The sequence below is a fragment of the Paraniabella aurantiaca genome (genome assembly GCF_050309965.1).
Lineage (GTDB): Bacteria > Bacteroidota > Bacteroidia > Chitinophagales > Chitinophagaceae > Niabella.
Map to the genome: position 1 here is coordinate 705,653 of NZ_JBLOSY010000002.1, position 16,475 is coordinate 722,127.

Below are 16,475 nucleotides of genomic sequence, written 5' to 3' on the forward strand. Positions count from 1 at the left end.
TAACTTATTTGAGTGTTAGAATGAGGTTTGAATCTGCAGGCTGAATGTTTTGGCAAAAGGATAATCTAACCCACGTTCCCTTTTGATGGTTGACACGCGGAATACATCAGAAGTAAAAAAGCTGATCCTTGTATTTTCCAGGCCAAGTTTTTTATTCAATGCGTTGGAAAAACGGTAATACATAGTCAGGTTTTCCAATGCCACCAGGTTATCATTTTGTACGAAACGCGAGGTGGTATAAGTAGGCTCGGTGATGGCAAAGCCGGCATAATCTATCAGCCCTTTAAAGAAAGTGACATCACCCGGCTGCCGCCAGCGATCTTCATATACTCTTCTGTCAACATTGTAATAAGCAACGGCAACATTTTCTACACGTTCTACTAATGTTTGATTATACGCCTGTCCGCCATAACGGAACCTGAAAAACACGTTGAAGCCGATTCCGTTTAACTCCAGATTAGTACCAAAGGTTCCTTCTAATTTAGGCCTGCTGTCTCCTATAATCACCTGGTCGCGCGGATCATAAATATTGCTCAAACTACCGTCTCTCTTAACAAAGATCTCGTAACCTGTAGCAGGATCAATACCTAATGACGGTACTGCCCAGATGGCCGATGTACTTTGCCCTTCAGCATACCGGGTAATAGGCCTGCTCGATTTTGCAGTATCGGCCCTTGCATTCATTGCCGCAATAGTGCTGGACACTTTTTCAATTTTATTTTTTACGGAGAACAGGTTAGCGAATACAGACAGGTTATTACGCTTCGCGTTATCATTAAGGATATTGTATCGCAGATACAACTCCCAGCCACGACCAATTACATCTCCCATATTTTCTGCATAAGAGGTGAACCCGGTAGATGGAGCTGTTGATATGGTAGCAATACTACCCTGGGTTTTTTCTACGAAATAGTTACCGGTAATATCCAGTTTTTTGAATAAGGTAATATCCGCACCGAAGTTACTTTTGGCCGTTTTCTGCCATGCCAGTGCATCGTTACCAAAGCCCAGGAGATAAGTACCAATCACCCCCCTGTAGTCACTTGAAGTATAATACTGGCTGGTTGAAATAGCCTTATAGCTTTCGAAGTTTTGCGAACCGGTGTAACCAAAAGAATAACGCAGTTTCAGGCGATCAACAAACTCCAGTTCTTTAACGAATGCTTCATTATGAATATTCCAGCCGGCACCGGTTGACCAGAATGGAGCAAAACGTCTCAGTGTGCCAAACTGCGAAGAGCCGTCGGTTCTGAATGAAAAGTCAAGTAAGTATCTGTTATCATAAGAATAACTCACATTGCTAAGGAGTCCGAATAATCTTGTCAGACTTTCGGTACCGGTAGGTTTACTATCCTGCGGGAAGCGATTGCCCAGTACTAATTGATCTAACCGGGGATTAGGAAATCCTTCCACCCTGAACGTTTCTGTATTGTATTTGGTTTGCTGAATGTTGGTACCCAGTGTAGCGAAAAACTGGTGCTGACCGATCAGCTTATTCATATCCGCAGTAATCATACCTTCCATACTTTGCTTTTTACCGTATCCCTTTGTATAGGAGCCTTTTTCAAACGTAGGTCGCGACACAAACGAAGTATGTTGGGCAGGAAGAAAGATATCACTTTCATCAGCCTGGTACTGATAAGCAAATCTGCCGGTGAAGCGAAGCCACTGTGCAGCCTGCCATTGTGTAGAGAAATTATTAACCAGGTTTTGATAGGTCTTCTTATCTACTATATTCAATGAAGCATTGTATAGAGGATTGGTGGGTCTGCCCACGGGCCAGCCATCCAGATTGTCGTATTGATCAAAATTGGTAAGCCGGTTGCCGGCATTGTCCCTTATATCTTCAAGATACACTTTCAGGTTTCCTACGCTGTCGTAAGGCGTCCAGTAAGGATTTAACCGGGTGTATTGAGTAAATGAGCCATAGGGTGAATTATTCGCCGTATTAGCATTAATGGTAAGGTCGTTCCTGAACTGAAATTTTTTAACCCGGTAAGAAAGGAAGGTGTTACCCGAAATAAGTTGCCTGTCCGAACCTTTCATAGCGCCGGTAATACGGTTATAAGTGAGGTTGACACCGTATAGGGCATCGTTGGCCCCACCTTCTACATAAATTGCATGTTTGGTTCCGATACCTGTTTGCACCGGCTGCGAGATCCAGTCTGTATTTACACCTCTTTCAATGGCTGCCAGTCTTTGATTATAAAAGAATCCCAACTGTTCATCCCTAAAATTCCAGCCGTAAAAGGAGTAGGCGTTCACCTTATTCTCCAGGTCAAACTTTTCCCTGGCGTTAAGCAGGTTGTAGCTGGAAAGATCAGGAATTTCCGCAGAGATGTTACCTATATAAGATACCCTTAACTTTCCTTCTTTGGGCCGTACCGTTTCAATTACTATAACACCATTGGCAGCCCTTGAACCGTAAATAGAAGTAGCAGCGGCATCTTTCAGGATATCTACTTTTGCAATGCGGTTCATATCCAGATCGTTAATACGCTGTAGCGGCACTTCAAAACCGTCTAATATAAAGAGCGGTGTATTGGCGCCGTTAGCATAATCGAATGGCACTGTTGAGCTGCCCCCGAGATCAACCAGGCTATTACCGCTGCGTAATACTACATCCGGTAAAACATTGGGATTGGAACCCAGGTTTAGATTTTCCATCAACTGGAAGGAAGGATCAAGTGACTGAAGTGCGTTAAGGATATTCGAATTACTTACACGCGCAATATCCTCGGCAGTAAAAGAGCTGGAAGCCCCGGTAAAATTAGATTTTGGCCTCACGTAAACACCGGTAACCACTGTTTCATTTACCGAGCTGGGGCTGGTAGCCAGTTTAACCTCATAAAAATCCGACCTTCTAACAGTGATTTCTTTCTCAACAAATCCTACGTAGGTAATAACCAGCACAGTGCCAGGGGTTGCATTAATCAAAAATTCGCCTTTGGTATCAGTAAGCGTTGCCGTCTTAGTGCCCTTAACGGTTACAGTAGCACCTATTAACGGCTCGCCCGAATCTTCGCTTTTTACAATACCTTTTATTTCAACAAACTGTTGCACCGGAGGCGCTATCATGACAGGCTGAACAGCCGGTACCGGTACAGGTTCAGCAACTTGTCCCTGTCTTCTGATAACAATGGTGTTGCTCCCGGCCGGTATACTAAAACTCATGCCCTGGCTGCGCAATAGCTGCTGTAATGCCTGCTTTAGCGGAACATTTTTCCAATCCAGACTTACCTTTTCAGTTCCGCGCATTGTTTTTCTTGTATATAAAAAGCCATAGCCCGTTTGCTGTTCAATAGATTTAAAGACCTGTTCGAGTGAGGCGTCTTTGACCCTCAGGTTAATGTTTTGAGAAATGCCATTAGCAGACACTTGCAGTAAAAAAGCTGTCAACAGCAGAATTGTCAATTTCATTCTTCGCAGAACTTTGAGCGTAATGTGACCTCTTCGACATACCGGGGCCCCGGCAGTATTCTGCCCATTACCGCGTGTTAGAAAAATCATACTTTTACAGTTGGTTTTTAATAAATAAGTAATAGCTGTTATTTAATTTTTTAGAAACTAATCCCAGGCCGGCGTGCTCGCAACATGCCGGCTATATTTTTTAATTGTATTATTTGTGCAATGCACTCCCTGTACCACACACCAAAAAGATGTATGGTTAATAAAGGTCGTGCTGTATATTTTATCTAATTGGATACATCCGTATGAACAGATGTTTGCTATCCGGGTCAATTTTCTTTGTGAATCCTTCCCTATGAAATAAGGCAGGTTATCAAAATTTATATATAAGCTTTTGAGGAGCTACCCTGCTTAAGTTTAGTTGTGTCGTTTATAATTTGACGATGCAAATATATTGTCATTCTCTTAGTCTACCAAATTAGTAGACATTTTATTTTTCTTATTTTGCGTACATAAGAAAACACTTGAATTTTCTCTAATGCCTGCTAACACTACATTACAGCCGATTGTAAAACGCTTAAAGTTGGGCCGGCGAATACTTCTCATGTTTAGATAGTGGTTTATTTTTACTGCTGCTTCCCAAAAATTTACCATCGTGATATTTACCTTTTCACAATAACTTTTTTTCCTTGTTGTTCAAAATGTACTGCGTTTGTTTCGGATAACAGTGAGAGTATCTGCGACAGCTTTACATCTCTTGAGATAGAGCCTATAAAGGCTTCAGTAGTTGGCACTCCGTGGTATACTACCTCAATATCATACCACTGCTCCAGTTGTCGCATTATTTGTTGTATACTACTGTTATCAAATATAAACTTGTTGTTCTTCCATGCCAGTACATCGTCTAAATCAATATTGTTACTGATTCTTATCTCCTCCTTTACACTTGCCTGTTGGCCGGGTTTCAGCAAACTGCTCGCGCTTTTATTGGAAAGTTTTACCGAACCTTTAAACAAAGTAACTTTAACCGGATCTCCGGTCGCGTAGGCGTCCACATTAAAACCGGTTCCCAATACCTGTATCGTCAGGTCCCCCGTTTGAACAATAAATGGCCTGGCTGCATTATGACTTACATCTAAATATGCCTCACCTTTCAATTGTATCCTTCTTTCAATGCCGGTAAACGCTACGGGGTACGTGATAGAGGATCCCGCATTTAACCATACCTGTGTGCCGTCTGCCAGTCTTATATCTACCACCCTGCTTCCTTTCGGGTTATCCAGCGTGTTGTAAACCGGCGTATGATTTACTGCAGTTGTTTGCGCCTCATAAACCAGTTGGCCGTTGGCATTCTTTATCAGCTTTCCATCTTCCTGTACTGCCAATGTTCCCGACAGCAGGCTGTCTAACGCAATGGTCTGCCCATTAGCCAATCGTACAGTAGCTTTTGTTTTAACCGGTGCAGTCACGTCTGTAATGACTTGAGGTGCAGTTCCCGGGGTATTATTGTATCGCTGATTTAAAAAATAAACTGCTATACCTATTGTAACCACTACAACTGCAGCTATACCCACCCGGAACCTGCTTCTGGTTCTTTTACGTAACAGCCTGGGCTTTCTTTCTGTATCATCCCCCGCTTGCCCACCATACCGTTCTTCTATCTCTGTCGCCTGGTCAAAAACAGGAGCAATTGATAATGTATTATCGTTCTCCACCAATTGAAGTCCGCGCCAGTGCTCTTTTAGCGCATGGTATAGTTTCTGAGGGTCTTTTTCAGCGAGCATCAACACTTCATCCATCTCGTCCCGGGAACAGGCATTATTCATATACCGTTCTATCAGTCCGATGAAATATGTGTCCTTATTATGCTCCATTTTTAAAGCAACAGATGCTGCCTGTTATAAATAACGAAAAAATAACCTGCTACTACTACCCGATCGAAAAAAAATTATTTTTCTTCAAGCAGATAAGCCAGTAACACTACAAGGCCTGCAAGGCCATAGTGTTTTTCGAGGTAGGATCTTATAAATTGTTTGGCCTCTACTATCGTATTAGCCACTGTGTTTTTTGAAATGCCCAGGGTTTCTGCGATCTCGCTGTGTGAAAGACCTTCCTCCCTGCTCATATCAAACACTTTCCTCCGCTTGGGTGGAAGCAAATCGATAGCCTCCCGGAGCTTGTTCTCGTACTCCTGCATCAATAAGGGCGCATCTGCATAAGATTGCGCAGGAATTTCCATCCGCTCCCAAATGATATCTGCTACCGTTTTGTCTTTTGCAGCCGCCCTAAAAAAGTCGATACTTTTATTGTAGGCAATTTTAAAAAGAAAGCCATCAAAGTTATCTATAGTGCTGATCATATCCCTGGATAACCAGAGTTTCAGGAAAACGTCCATAACCAGTTCTTCGGCAACTTCCCTGGACTTTACAAGATTTACAATAAAATGAAACAGGCGTGGATGATAACGATCGAACAAAGTAGTGAAGGCCTGCTGATTGCCTTGCGAAACCTGATTTTGTAATAGATAGTCTTTTTTGAGATTGTAGCCCACCCGTCTAAATTACAAATTGATTTAATAAAAAGTTAATAATTATCAAATTTTGCATGCTGATGAGAAAAAACACCTCTTAATCAAAATTTATTATATGATTTTTTTTACCCATAAAACTAGTGTGTAGATTTCATATTACAACAGGAAGGTTCAGGATACATCAGGATGGTAGAGTTGCTCACCTTATCTACTTTAGCCTGCAGCGACAAAATACTATTTACCTATTGTTCGCTGAAAGCAGCGCCAACCTGTATTTTACAGTGGGACGAGGAGCTGGTAATATTTTTAATTTAAGGTGAAAATTGCTTTGCCAAAGCTATACGATCACTATCATATTATTGTAATGAATTGTAGCATCCGTTGGGTTTTTATATTTAGCATAATACTGGTTGGATACCAGGCAGGTTATGCCCAGGAAAAACAGGTTCAGTATTTATCCGGTACAGGAAGCGACCATACTGTTGCCTGGGACTTTTACTGTACTGGTGGCCGGAACAGCGGCTATTGGACGACCATACAGGTACCTTCCTGCTGGGAGCAGCAGGGATTTGGCACTTATAATTACGGGCGTGATTATAAAACCTACGGAAAAAACTTCCGCTTTGCTGATGAAAAAGGGAAATACCGGCATTCCTTTAAAATTCCTGTTTCGTGGAAAGGCAAAGAAGTATTTATTGTTTTTGAAGGAAGCATGACAGATACTGAGGTGAAGATAAACGGCAAGCTGGCCGGAGCAAAACACCAGGGTGCTTTTTACCGCTTCCGCTATAATATTACTGATCAGCTTAAGTATGGTGAGGTTAATTTACTCGAAGCAGAGGTGAGCAAGATGTCATCAACAGTTTCTGTTAACAATGCAGAGCGGCTGGCTGACTATTGGGTGTTCGGTGGTATTTTCAGGCCTGTGTACCTGGAAGCCGTTAATAAAACACATATTGACTACGTAGGCATTGACGCCAAAGCAGATGGCAGTTTCAGAATGATGACTTATCTGAAAAACCTGCTACAGCCCGCAACTATTTTTACAGAAATCAAAGATGCCACAGGTATCACCGTTTCAAGCTTCACTACCCGGGTTGATAAAGGAGACTCTGCCGTTCTTTCGCAGGTTGTTTTAAAAAATCCGAAATTATGGTCCGGTGAAACTCCTGATCTTTACACGGCACATATATACCTCAAACAGAATAACAAAATCATCTATAAGCTGAAGGAGAAATTCGGATTCAGAACGATTGAAGTAAGACAGGGTGACGGCATTTATGTAAACAACGTACAGGTGAAGATGAAAGGGGTTAACCGTCATTGTTTCTGGCCGGAAACGGGACGCACGCTGAATGACAGTCTTCAGTTATTAGATGTTCAGCTGATCAAAGAAATGAACATGAATGCGGTAAGGTGTTCGCATTATCCTCCTGATAAACGATTCCTGGAACTTTGCGACTCGCTGGGTCTTTATGTGATCAATGAATTAGCCGGATGGCAAAAGGCTTACAATACAGAAGCCGGAACTCCGCTTGTAAAAGAAATGATCATAAGAGACCTGAATCATCCCTCTATTATTTTCTGGGCTAATGGTAACGAAGGCGGCACTAATAAAGCATTGGATGCGGTTTTCAGCAAGTGGGATTTTTCTGCCCGCCCGGTGATACATCCGCATCATCGCCCCGGGAATGATTTTAATGGCATCGATTGTAATCATTATGAAGATTATTACAGCACCCAAAATATTTTAAACGATAGTCTCATTTATATGCCCACCGAGTTCCTTCACGCACAGGACGATGGCGGCGCCGGTTCTGCGATGTATGATTTCTGGGAACTACATTGGAAAGCTAAAAGAAGCGGCGGCGGTTTTTTGTGGGCTTTTGTAGATGAAGGTATTGTTCGTACAGATATGCGGAATATTATCGACCCAAATGGTTTAAATGCTAATGATGGTATACTGGGACCCCACCGCGAAAAAGAAGGCAGCTTTTATGCGTTACGTGAGATATTCAGTCCGGTAAGAGTATCCCTAAAGGAGATACCTGCAAACTTCGATGGCTCAATTGAGCTGGAGAACCGGTATCACTTTACCAATCTTGATGAATGTACTTATGAATGGGCATTGGTAAATTTCAGAGGCACATTCGATATGGTATTCACCGGGTATACTGTTGAAAAAACGGGCCTGGCAAAAGCGCCGTCTATACTGCCGCTGGCTAAGGGACAGATTCAGTTGAATTTACCCGTTGACTTTCGCAACTACGATGCCTTGTTATTGAAGGCAAAGGACCCCTTTGGTAAGGAACTGTATCAATGGAGCTGGAAGCTGAAAACAAACCGGGACCTGCTTAGGAGTGTCTGGAATTTTGCATCACAGCCATCACATGCGGTAGCAACGGATTCCCTGATCAGTATATCCAACAACGGGCTTGAGATTACTATCAATAAAAATACCGGACTCCTCGAGGGAATAAAAAACCCGAAAGCAGGAATGGAACAGTTATCATTTAAGAAAGGCCCGGTTTTGTTAAACGGCAATAGCAGGGTTACCAATGCAGTTATTAAAAACACGGACAAGGAATCGTCGGTAACTTTTACCTGTGAGGGAAATATGCGTTCGATAAAATGGACCATGCAGGCCAATGGCTGGGTGGCACTCGATTATGAGTATCATATTGAAGGTGCTTATCCTTTTGCCGGCGTCAGCTTTAGCTATCCTGAAAATTTTGTGCTGGCAGCAAAATGGCTGGGCAAAGGCCCTTACCGCCAATGGAAAAACCGCACGCATGGTACTCCTGTTAATGTATGGCAGAACTTTTTTAATAATACACATACAGGGTATTCGCCTGTAGTATACCCCGAGTTCAAAGGCTATTACAGCGATATTACCTGGATGGAGTTTAATACGGTAGAAGGCAGGTTTTATGTAGCCAGCGAAGACGATAATTTATCTGTACGCCTATTTAACTTTTATGGCTTAAGCGGATCGAAGCCTTTCCCCGAACTTCCGGAAGGAGACCTGTCTTTTTTAGATGCTATTCCCGCAATGGGTACCAAACTGGCATTAAACATCAGTCCCAATACAAAAGCACTGGGTCCTCAAAGTGAGAACACGGTTTTTGACAAGCCGGTTAAGCGTCGTTTATATTTCTATTTTGGCTTACCTAAGATAAGCGATGCACAGGAACAGTATAGCCGCCCGGATGTAGACAATGTATTTTAAAAATCTGTTTATAAGGCAATAGCTTTTTTGTCCTGGATGAATATTAGCAAAATGATTGCTGCAATGGCTTTGAAGATAAGCCCCACGTAAGTTTACAGACATTGAGCCATTTTTTCTACATCCGTCTTGCGAAAGCTTATCCCAAAGCGCTATTCGTGCCTGCCCGTCCGTTCAGGCGGGTATTCTGTACAACAAATTTATCCAAGCGGCAATTTCCTTGCGTTTTCGCACGCGCGGTTAAGGGATTCACCGGGAAGAAAAAGAGAAACAGAGTTAACGCGGAGTGCTTTGAATTATATACTCCAGGTTTTTACTTCATCAAAACTGGACACATCCTCTGCGCAATCTTTGCGTCCTCCTTTCTTCGCGCCTGCCCGACTGCAGCAGGCGGGGTTAGTAATATATGGTTGTGTCTGAAAATCAATCCTGAAAGGAACGCTGGAATTCGTGGCACTTAAAAAGCATGACCTAAATACCTGCTACTGTTTTTCCCAGACCGTTATGCCTGTCAAACAGGTATGGAAAACAACCATTGATTATTTTATTTTTTCGGAAAGACAATATTGGGTTTAGGCGGCTGGCTCATTCCCGCTCCCATAAAAAAGCCCAGATGGGGAGGCTGGTTGTAGCCGACGTTCTGCCAGGCTATACTCAGGCGATATTGAGGATCGTGCATGAGCGTATAAAACTTATGTTCGGTTGGTATAGCAGTTGAAAAGATACGAAGCTCCTTATTATCTGCCGTCCGGTAGATCACTTCTTCCCGCCAGTCACCCAAGATATCTGCCGATAAAACCGGGTTAGACTTCGTTCCATTGTTACTGCTGCATTGAAAGTTGGCTGTGTTAAGTATTCGTACAGGTTTCGTGTTTTGGTAATCCCATTTATCGATAACCGTTCCATTCAATAACTCGCTTAATACATCGCCATCCCAGTAAATACCCATGTTACAGGAAGGGGTACGGTCGGCGATCACATTGCCTTTGCTGTCGAACATACCTCTTATGCCGGCTCCGGCTACCCAGCATTCAAAGCCCGGGTACCTGGGATCTATGTCTAATGCCAATCCTCGTCCCGGACCTTCACCATCTTCCCCTGCTTTAACAGATGCCTTCTTCCAATAGATTTCCCCGGTTGCAGCCGACCTGAAACTAGCGCCCGCGTCATCAAAACGCTCCTGTATTCCGAATACTTCAAGACCCGGTATCGTTGGATCGAGGTCAGATACATGTAGCGCATCTCCATGTCCCAGTCCGGTTGAATACAATCCTTTGCCATTGTCATCAATACACATGGCACCAAAAACGATCTCATCCTTTCCATCTCCGTCTACATCAGCAACGGTAAGGTTATGATTGCCCTGCCCCGCATATTTTTTATTACCGGGCGTATCACTGTCAAAGGTCCATCGCTTTTCCAGTTTGCCGTTTTTAAGATCCCAGGCAGTAATAACTGTACGGGTATAATATCCTCTCGACATGATCAGGCTGGGATGCTTTCCGTCCAGGTAGGCAATAGCTGCCAGGAAGCGATCCATGCGGTTACCGTACCCATCTCCCCAAATAGCTTTTAACTCAGCTGTGTTTGGGTTGAGAGTTGATGCACGCGGCGGTATAAAATCGGTGGTATGTATCAATTCTCCTGTTAAACCATTAAACACCGAGAGGTATTCCGGGCCGGCCAGTATATATCCTTTATCATTTCTCCAGTCTTTGGCACCGTCACCTATAACGTGCCCGCTGGCATCTTTAGAACCATCGGCTGTTTTCATAGCTACTTCTGCTTTCCCATCCCCATCCAGGTCGTACACCATAAACTGCGTATAATGTGCTCCCTCCCTGATATTCTTACCCAGGTTGATAGTCCATAATAACCGGCCGTTTAACTTATATGCCTGTATCAAAGGCTCATCGGTAAACCCCGCATGGCTATTGTCATGGCCCTTACCTGCTATATGTACAATTAGCTCGTATTCACCATCCCCGTCAACGTCCCCTACAGAGCCATCGTTTGCGGCATATCCCGGCGGGATCTGAAGCGGAACAGAGAGGTAAGGTTGGGTTGGATTTTTTAAGACAAAATGAGCTTCAGATTTCGACTCGGTATTATGCTGAACCGTTTTTAGAATGTAAGTGCGTTCTGAAACCGTATCCTTCCAGTCGTCGAGGAAGGATGTAACCCTGGAAATAGGCTGCTGATTGAGCCTGACCAGCTGACCATTGGTTTTCCTGTAAATATTAAAGCTGATAGCATCCGGGTCTGATACCAGCAAACGCCAGGAAACGAATACCTTTCCATTGCCATCAGGTATTGCAACAAGACCACGATTCAGGTTTTCCATCAACCGCTGCGACATCGCAGTTATAGTCAAAACCCACAATACAATTAGTAAGATTATACGTTTCACCAGAATAATTTTATAAATGAGCCGGAACGATTGGTTGCTTTTGAGTTCCGGCATGCAATCGGCATCAACATTTAAAAATACCGGATGCACCCGTCGAAACTGTCATGCTGCATCCTGCACATAAAAAAGCCACCGCTTACGCGATGGCTTTAGGTTTATTTCTTTTAAAAGAATTAATGATTATGGCCGTCGTTAGGACCATGTGCCTGTGGAGCAGGCATTGGTTGAGGCGCTGGCTCTTTGTCGCTTACGCTAACAATTTCAACGTTGAAGTATAATGGTTCGTATGGTTTGAAAACACCACCATTACCTTCTTTACCATAAGCCAGGTAACCAGGTATAATGATAGTTCCTTTACCACCTTGCTTAAACTGTCTTAAGCCATCTTCAAAACCTTTAATGAAAGGCTGAACACCTAATTGTACAGTAAATTGGTTCGCATCAAACGTACTGTCGTTGCTTACTTTTTTACCATCATATTTAACAGTAACAAATTTACCGTCAGCAACCTGTGCGCCCGTACCTGGTTGGTCAATTTTTACAAATGTGCCCACAGCAGTTGGTGTAGCTGTCCATTTTTTAGCGGTCAAAAAGTCCTGTACTGCTTTTACTTGTTTTGCTTTTTCACCTGATTTTTCAAGAGCCGCTTCATCAGCTTTTTGCGCTGCTTCCTGGTCTTTCATCATTTTTTTCATCATCTCTTCCTGCTCTTTTTTCTGGCGGGGAGCATCTTTTTCCAATTCCTTCTGGTAGTCTGCCTGAGCTGTGCTATCATTTTTGAATACCTCTAATACTTTAAAGGTTAAAACAATTTTATCACCTTTTTTCATGAAAGGAGGCATTTGAGCTTCCTGAACGATTCCTTTTTTAATTAAAGAATCAACATACATAATGGTAATAAGGCTATCACCTTTTTTTAACTTTTTGAAGAACTCGTCAGGACCATAACTGGTAGGGCCTGTTGGTATATCCTGTATTTTTACAAATGCAGGTAGTCTTCCGTATGTATCTGTTAATACAGTATCTTTAGCTCCTTCAATTTTTTGGAGTACGTTCATTTTTAAAACATCTCCTACTTTTGAGCTGTCTTTACTTCCCCCATCAATTATTTTATACTTTAAACCGCCAGCGCTGGTTTGATAGTCTGCATTGTTGCAAGCAGCAAACGCTATTGTAGCAAAAGCCAATGCTCCTAAAATTTGTGAACGTTTCATTTTGTTATTGTTAATTATAATTTACGATTTTTTTTTGTCGACCAGCAGGTATTCATTTTCTATTACGGCCTGCCTGAAATGTTCGACTGTTTGGGCTAAATGATCTTTACTGTTTCCTCCCGAAGCATTGTAATGACCGCCACCATTAAAATATTTGCGCGCAAATGTATTGCAATCAAAATGGCGTTTGCTTCTAAAACTCCATTTGCGCTCTTCATCCCTGTCAATTACAAACCCTACTAATTCAATTCCTTTTACCGAAAGAGGGTAATTGACCAATCCTTCAGTATCTCCCGTTTTGATTTCATATTTTAAGAGATCCTGTTTGCTGATAGCAATCAAAGCAGTATTGTATTCGTATATAAACTCCATTCTGTTACTCAGCACATGACCAATAAAGCGTAGCCGGTTTTCCAGAAAATTATCATAAAGATTGCTGTGAACAAGGGAGTGATCAAATTCGGTTTCCATTAACCTGGCTACCATCCGGTGTACCGAAGCATGTGTAGAAGAAAATCTGAAGGAGCCGGTATCGGTAACAACGCCCGAATATAAACATTTGGCAATACCTGCGTCAATCAACTTGTCATGCCCACTGGCCACTATAAAATCGTAGACCATTTCGCAGGTAGAGCTTTTGGTAATATCGCTGATGCCATAGTTGAAGCTCGCTGTATCTGGCTGTTCGTGGTGGTCGATCAATACCTTAACACAAGTAGCATCCGCTAACAAAGGGGCCAGATTCTTGGTGCGATGAAAAACATTGAAATCGAGGCAGAAAAGATAGTCGGCCTTATTTAAAAGTTCAGCAGAACGATCGTGGTGTTTTTCATAATTCAATACACCGTCGCAACCAGGCATCCAGTTCAACCAGCTTGCCCAGTTAGTGGGAGAAATAACGGCAACTTCATGCCCGAGTTTTTTCAAAAAGCCACATAAACCCAGGGCCGAGCCCATGGCATCACCGTCGGGTTTCTGATGCATTGTAATAACAACCCGGGCCGGCTGCGTTATCAACGGGAATATGTCGTGTATAGGCTTCATTACAAAAGTGCCGCAAAAATAGGCAAATTAAGCTCATGAAGAAATATTAAGTTTCTTTACCTTTGCGACCCAAAAATGAATATATGAGTAACCGTACATTTACGATGATTAAGCCTGACGCTATGGAAAATGGCCACGCAGGGGCTATTTTAGATCGCATCACTAAAGAAGGATTTAAACTGGTAGCGCTGAAATTAACTCAACTGTCTGCCGAAAAAGCGGGTGAGTTTTACGCAATACATAAAGAAAGACCATTCTTCGGTGAATTAGTAGCATTTATGAGCCGCGGGCCCATTATTGCTGCAATCTTAGAAAAGGAAAACGCTGTAGCTTCTTTCCGTGACCTTATCGGAGCTACTAACCCGGCGAATGCTGCAGAAGGAACGATCCGTAAAGTATTTGCTGAATCTATCGAGGCAAACGCTATTCATGGAAGTGACAGCGATGAAAATGCAAAGATCGAAGGCGATTTCTTCTTCAATCATTTTGAAAGAGTATAATCGGATCACTACATAATAAAATAGCCCACGGTTTAAATCGTGGGCTATTTTATTTCAATGATGTTTATTACGCTTGAGCTATTTTCTTTTGTTTTTTGTTTGATCTCCAGAGATTAGATAGCAGTAGTTCCCTTATAAAAGTCATTTCTTTGGGTAAGCGGTCGTATAATTTAAAGAACAACTCATCCTGGGAGGCAATTTCCTTGATCCAGAGATCCCTGTTGATGCTCATCACATTTTCGAAATCGGCTTCTGTAAAGTCTTCCATACCCCGCCAGTCGATATGTTCATATTTGGGCATCCAGCCCAAAGGCATCTCCACTCCTTTTGATTTACCACGCGCTCTTTCTACCACCCATTTCAACACACGCATATTTTCGCCAAAGCCCGGCCATATAAAGGAGCCATCTTCTCCTTTTCTAAACCAGTTCACCGAAAAAATACGGGGAGGCTCCGGTATTTGCCTTCCAAAATTTAACCAGTGCCCGAAATAATCGCCCATATGATAGCCCGAAAATGGCAGCATTGCAAAAGGATCCCTGCGCACTTCACCAATATTGCCAAAAGCGGCCGCCGTCATTTCGGAGCCCATGGTAGCCGCCATATAAACACCAAATGACCAGTTAAAAGACTGCATGATCAGTGGTACCACCGAGTTGCGGCGGCCGCCAAATATAAATGCTGAAACAGGTACGCCTTTAGGATCGTCAAATTGATCATCGATGGAAGGACACTGCGCTGCAGGCGCCGTAAAACGCGCATTAGGATGTGCGGCTTTGGTTTCACTCGCCGGTGTCCAGTCCTTACCCTGCCAGTCGATGGCATGCGCCGGCGGTTCGCCATCCATTCCTTCCCACCAAACATCCCCGTCATCTGTTAACGCCACATTCGTAAAAATGGTATTGGCACTGATCGTTTCCATGGCGTTGGGGTTGGTTTTGAAATTGGTACCCGGAGCTACACCAAAGAAGCCGGCTTCCGGATTGATTGCATGTAACCTCCCCTGCTCGTCGGGCTTTATCCAGGCAATATCATCACCAACCGTAGTTACCTTCCAACCCTCATCCGTAAAGGCTTTGGGCGGGATCATCATCGCAAAATTGGTTTTACCACAGGCGGAAGGGAATGCTGCACATACATAATCTTTCTTTCCATCAGGAGATTCCACACCCACAATCAGCATATGTTCTGCCAGCCAGTTCTGCTCACGTGCCAATGTAGACGCAATACGCAAGGCCAGGCATTTTTTGCCTAGTAAAGCATTACCTCCATAACCCGAGCCATAACTCCAGATCAACCGCTCTTCAGGAAAATGAACAATATATTTATCTTTCGGATCAGGAGAGCATGGCCAGGGAACATCCTGCTGACCATCGGCCAATGGCATACCAACCGAATGCAGGCAATGAACAAATTCACGATTACCCATTGCCTCCAATGCGCCGTTTCCCATCCTGGTCATCAGGTTCATATTCACCACTACATAGGGAGAGTCGGTGATTTGTACACCGAATTGAGAAATAGGCGAACCAATGGGCCCCATACAAAAAGGAATAATGTACATAGTACGGCCACGCATACAACCATCGAGTTTAGGCTCCAGCAGCTCTTTCATTTCGCGTGGCGCCATCCAGTTGTTGGTAGGACCCGCATCACCCGGCGCTAATGAACAAATATAGGTACGGTCTTCTACCCTGGCTACATCCGACGGGTGAGAGCGGGCCAGGAATGAATTAGGTCTTTTTTCGGTATTTAGGCGGATAAAAGTGCCGCTTTCTACCATTTCGTTGCATAAGCGGCTATATTCCTCATCAGAACCATTGCACCAGTAAATCTGCGATGGTTTGCAGAGTTCGGCCATTTTGCTCACCCATTTTTTCAGTTCAGCGTTAGTTAGGTTTATCGGCGTATTAATATGCTTCATATAGCTTTTAAAATGAATTTTATGAAAGCTACAAATGTATATGCTTGCCGGAGATGGAGTTAACGGCTGGCTTAAAGAGTATTAAAAGAAGAAAACATCTTATTAGAAATTGTTCAACAAAATCACAACCTACGCACAAAACAAGCGCAAGAGCATTAAAAACATTACCTTTTTTGAATATTTTTTAAAAAAATGAAAAATCGATACAGCATGCCCAGC

General features: G+C 43.1%; 9 protein-coding genes. 2 read left to right on the top strand and 7 right to left on the bottom strand.

Annotated elements, in window-relative coordinates; all coding sequences use genetic code 11:
- Positions 1 to 15: 15 nt before the first annotated feature.
- From ACLOAU_RS17515 to ACLOAU_RS17525, 3 genes are all read right to left on the bottom strand, one after another.
- Positions 16 to 3,420, bottom strand: a complete 3,405-nt coding sequence (locus ACLOAU_RS17515) for a SusC/RagA family TonB-linked outer membrane protein (protein ID WP_427863202.1) — start codon at positions 3,418 to 3,420, stop codon at positions 16 to 18.
- A 650-nt stretch (positions 3,421 to 4,070) separates the two neighbouring features.
- A complete protein-coding gene (locus ACLOAU_RS17520; RefSeq protein WP_427863203.1) occupies positions 4,071 to 5,282 on the bottom strand; it encodes a FecR family protein in 1,212 nt (403 codons plus the stop codon).
- Between the two features lie 74 nt (positions 5,283 to 5,356).
- Entirely contained in the window at positions 5,357 to 5,959 is a 603-nt protein-coding gene (locus tag ACLOAU_RS17525; RefSeq protein WP_427863204.1) for an RNA polymerase sigma factor, read from the bottom strand.
- A gap of 343 nt (positions 5,960 to 6,302) precedes the next feature.
- Here ACLOAU_RS17525 and ACLOAU_RS17530 point away from each other — a divergent pair, with 343 nt between their 5' ends.
- Positions 6,303 to 9,167: a glycoside hydrolase family 2 protein gene (locus ACLOAU_RS17530; RefSeq protein ID WP_427863205.1), complete on the top strand. Its 2,865-nt coding sequence runs from the start codon at positions 6,303 to 6,305 to the stop codon at positions 9,165 to 9,167.
- Between the two features lie 541 nt (positions 9,168 to 9,708).
- Here ACLOAU_RS17530 and ACLOAU_RS17535 read toward each other — a convergent pair.
- The 3 genes from ACLOAU_RS17535 to ACLOAU_RS17545 form a co-directional block, all read right to left on the bottom strand.
- Positions 9,709 to 11,574 carry a rhamnogalacturonan lyase gene (locus tag ACLOAU_RS17535; protein ID WP_427863206.1) on the bottom strand — a complete coding sequence of 622 codons (1,866 nt, stop codon included), beginning with the start codon at positions 11,572 to 11,574 and terminating at the stop codon, positions 9,709 to 9,711.
- A 173-nt stretch (positions 11,575 to 11,747) separates the two neighbouring features.
- Positions 11,748 to 12,788, bottom strand: coding sequence for an FKBP-type peptidyl-prolyl cis-trans isomerase (locus tag ACLOAU_RS17540; protein WP_427863207.1), 1,041 nt, complete (start codon positions 12,786 to 12,788; stop codon positions 11,748 to 11,750).
- Positions 12,789 to 12,809: 21 nt separating this feature from the next.
- Positions 12,810 to 13,832 carry a DHH family phosphoesterase gene (locus ACLOAU_RS17545; RefSeq protein ID WP_427863208.1) on the bottom strand — a complete coding sequence of 341 codons (1,023 nt, stop codon included), beginning with the start codon at positions 13,830 to 13,832 and terminating at the stop codon, positions 12,810 to 12,812.
- A gap of 83 nt (positions 13,833 to 13,915) precedes the next feature.
- Here ACLOAU_RS17545 and ACLOAU_RS17550 point away from each other — a divergent pair, with 83 nt between their 5' ends.
- Positions 13,916 to 14,332 carry a nucleoside-diphosphate kinase gene (locus ACLOAU_RS17550; RefSeq protein WP_114792537.1) on the top strand — a complete coding sequence of 139 codons (417 nt, stop codon included), beginning with the start codon at positions 13,916 to 13,918 and terminating at the stop codon, positions 14,330 to 14,332.
- 67 nt (positions 14,333 to 14,399) lie between these two features.
- On the opposite strand, the gene ACLOAU_RS17555 is transcribed toward ACLOAU_RS17550, so the two are convergent.
- A complete protein-coding gene (locus ACLOAU_RS17555) occupies positions 14,400 to 16,256 on the bottom strand; it encodes a phosphoenolpyruvate carboxykinase (GTP) (RefSeq protein WP_427863209.1) in 1,857 nt (618 codons plus the stop codon).
- Positions 16,257 to 16,475 lie beyond the last annotated feature (219 nt).

Coding starts and splice junctions, on each gene's coding strand:
- ACLOAU_RS17520 (WP_427863203.1), bottom strand. CDS start 5,282: ATGGAGCATAATAAGGACACATATTTCATCGGACTGATAGAACGGTAT.
- ACLOAU_RS17545 (WP_427863208.1), bottom strand. CDS start 13,832: ATGAAGCCTATACACGACATATTCCCGTTGATAACGCAGCCGGCCCGG.
- ACLOAU_RS17530 (WP_427863205.1), top strand. CDS start 6,303: ATGAATTGTAGCATCCGTTGGGTTTTTATATTTAGCATAATACTGGTT.
- ACLOAU_RS17540 (WP_427863207.1), bottom strand. CDS start 12,788: ATGAAACGTTCACAAATTTTAGGAGCATTGGCTTTTGCTACAATAGCG.
- ACLOAU_RS17515 (WP_427863202.1), bottom strand. CDS start 3,420: ATGAAATTGACAATTCTGCTGTTGACAGCTTTTTTACTGCAAGTGTCT.
- ACLOAU_RS17550 (WP_114792537.1), top strand. CDS start 13,916: ATGAGTAACCGTACATTTACGATGATTAAGCCTGACGCTATGGAAAAT.
- ACLOAU_RS17555 (WP_427863209.1), bottom strand. CDS start 16,256: ATGAAGCATATTAATACGCCGATAAACCTAACTAACGCTGAACTGAAA.